General features: G+C 60.0%; 3 protein-coding genes. All 3 read left to right on the top strand.

All coding sequences use genetic code 11. The features are described 5' to 3' along the window. The first annotated feature begins 211 nt into the window (after positions 1 to 211). From IQ254_RS30720 to IQ254_RS30710, 3 genes are read left to right on the top strand one after another with little or no spacing between them, the layout of a single operon-like run. Positions 212 to 397: an NAD(P)H dehydrogenase subunit NdhS gene (locus IQ254_RS30720; protein WP_193969926.1), complete on the top strand. Its 186-nt coding sequence runs from the start codon at positions 212 to 214 to the stop codon at positions 395 to 397. 8 nt (positions 398 to 405) lie between these two features. Next, complete coding sequence (locus IQ254_RS30715) at positions 406 to 1,062, top strand: HAS-barrel domain-containing protein (protein WP_193969925.1); 657 nt, start codon at positions 406 to 408, stop codon at positions 1,060 to 1,062. Between the two features lie 2 nt (positions 1,063 to 1,064). Continuing rightward, complete coding sequence (locus IQ254_RS30710) at positions 1,065 to 2,240, top strand: FAD-binding oxidoreductase (RefSeq protein WP_193969924.1); 1,176 nt, start codon at positions 1,065 to 1,067, stop codon at positions 2,238 to 2,240. Positions 2,241 to 2,433 lie beyond the last annotated feature (193 nt).

Below are 2,433 nucleotides of genomic sequence, written 5' to 3'. Positions count from 1 at the left end.
ATTGCGGGCCAGATGTTTGATAATGAATATGACTTAGCCATGACCGTCATTGACGGCATGGAAGCCCGCAGTAAAGCCGGTGATTATCCGCTGGAACGTTTTATATTTAATTGCGCCTAGCTACTTACTCAGATTCAGTCATTGACTTCCCCCGCTCCAGACTTACACTAATACAAAGATTCAGACATGAAATTTAGAGGTCTTGGTCATCATGATTTTTCCTGGGGCTCCGGTTACAGTTACCAACGTCAACGACACCTACTATGGTTTTCAGGGTCTAGTGCAGCGCATCACCGACGGCAAGGTCGCCGTGCTGTTTGAAGGGGGCAACTGGGATAAGCTGGTCACCTTCGAAATGTCTGAGTTAGAGCCAGTCAGCAGCGGTAAGCGACGCTAGGTATACCCATGCGCTTACCGCTAACCCAGCCTGCGGCCCAGGCACGCCAGCCCGATCACATTGCCGAGGTGATCGAAACGGCCACCACCGAGTTTTTGGCCCAGTGCCTAGAGCCAGAGGCGCTGGCGTTTTCGGCGATGCCACCCTTTGGCAGCTGGGTTCGCGCTCTCGACGAAGAGTCGGGCAACACGGTCTATGCCGTGGTCTACCATGCCACCACCAGCCCCATCGACTCAGTCCATCGGGCGCGGGCCCTGGGGCTGTCGCTCGCAGATCTGCGCCAGCAGCAGCCGCAGATCTTTGCCATGCTCAAAACCGAGTTCAAAGCCGCGATCGTGGGGTTTCGCGCCCCCGACCTGGCTGGGCAACCCCTGGGGCCCCTGTTTCAGCACCTGCCGCCGCGCCCGCCCCAGGTGCACCAGGCCGTGTACTACTGCACCCCAGAAGTGGTGATTGAATTTACTGAGCAGCTCGATTTTCTGAGAACGCTGCTGGCCATGGGTAGTGCCCCGGTCGATAGCCTGGTGGCGGCGGTACTGCGCCAGGGCTACCAGCTGCGCAAGCTCGATCGCCCCTGGCTGGTGCAGGCGGGTCGCACCCTGAGCGTGTTTCTCAAAGATGACTACGATCGCCTGCGGACTATTCTGGGGCAGGTCTACGCCTAGCCATGCAAACCTTTGACTGGATTGTGGTGGGCAACGGCCTGGTGGGGGCGGCGGTGAGCTATGAGCTGGCCCGCCAGGGCCTCTCGGTGCTGCTGATCGATCGTGCCCTAGAGCCCGGTAACGCCACCCGCTACAGCTACGGCGGCATTCCCTACTGGTCGGGCAGTACCGAGCTGACCCAGCAGCTCTGTCGTGAAGGCATCGCCAAACACCGCCAGCTCAGTGATGAGCTCGAAGCGGATACTCAATTTCGCGAGTTAGATCTACTGCTTACCCTAGCGGCTGATGGTGATCCTGACGTGGCCGCCGCGCCCTATGCCAAGTGCTCAACACCGCCTCGATTTATTTCGGCAGCCGAAGCCCAAGAGCTGGAGCCGCTGCTGAATGGAGGTGCGATCGCAGGCGCGTTTACCGTGCGCCATGGCCATGTCTCCCCCCTAGCGCTGGTGAGCGCCTACAACCGGGCCTTTCAGCGCCTGGGCGGCACCCAGGTGATTGCGCCCGTGGTCGATCTGGTCCGCATCAAAAACCGAGTCACCGGGATCTTAACGGCCGAGCAGGCCTACCCTGCCAGGCATGTTTTAGTGGCCGCCGGGGCCTTTAGTCGAGCGCTGCTGCACCAGGCCAAAATAAGCGTACCGCTCTACTACACCCACGCTGAGCTGATCGAGACGCCGCCGCTGGCTCTCAAGCTGCGCGCCCTGATTATGCCCGCCCAAACCCAGCGGTTTGCCCTGGAGAATAAGGCCAGCCAGCCCGATACCGATACCCAGTGGGATGAACCTGGCCACGAGGTCACGCCCCCTATCCTCGACAGCGGCGCAATTCAGTTTTTAAATGGTCACCTGTGTCTGGGCCAGATTAGCCGCACTCTGACGGATTTAGAGGCGGAGCTGGATGCAGCCGAGAGCGATCGCCGCATGCGGGCCGCCATAGCTAGTCAGCTCCCGGCGCTGGCAGAGGTGCCCGGCACCTGGCGACGCTGCCGAGTCAGCTTTAGCCGCGATGGCCTGCCCCTGGTGGGCCCTCTGCCCGGCATTGAGGGGCTACAGGTAATGGCCGGGTTTAGCGCCCCCTTTGTGTACCTGCCGCCGGTAGCTCAGCGCTTTGCCCAGGCCGTAGTAGGTGAGTCCGACCCAGCAATCAACGCTATGGCGGTCGATCGCTTTGCCCAGTGAGTATAGATATAATCCACAGTCAGAGCCCTAGTACTCCACGGCGCAAGTTTAGATCCTAGTCCTTAGGGCTAGGGAGCAGCGATTATCTTAAATGTCAATGAAAGCCAGCTCAAAAGAGAGTGCCCCCTGGCTGGACCGCTCGATTAGGCAGGGGCATAACGGGCCGTCACGGATTCATCCTGCCAGGACGTCC

The organism is Nodosilinea sp. LEGE 07088, assembly GCF_015207395.1.
Classification (GTDB): domain Bacteria; phylum Cyanobacteriota; class Cyanobacteriia; order Phormidesmidales; family Phormidesmidaceae; genus Nodosilinea.
Note: the sequence above shows the minus strand (reverse complement) of the source record. Positions and strands in the feature narration are given on the sequence as shown.

What these genes read in the sequence shown, in the direction of transcription:
- IQ254_RS30715 (WP_193969925.1), top strand. Translation starts at nt 406, where the DNA reads ATGCGCTTACCGCTAACCCAGCCTGCGGCCCAGGCACGCCAGCCCGAT.
- IQ254_RS30710 (WP_193969924.1), top strand. Translation starts at nt 1,065, where the DNA reads ATGCAAACCTTTGACTGGATTGTGGTGGGCAACGGCCTGGTGGGGGCG.
- IQ254_RS30720 (WP_193969926.1), top strand. Translation starts at nt 212, where the DNA reads ATGATTTTTCCTGGGGCTCCGGTTACAGTTACCAACGTCAACGACACC.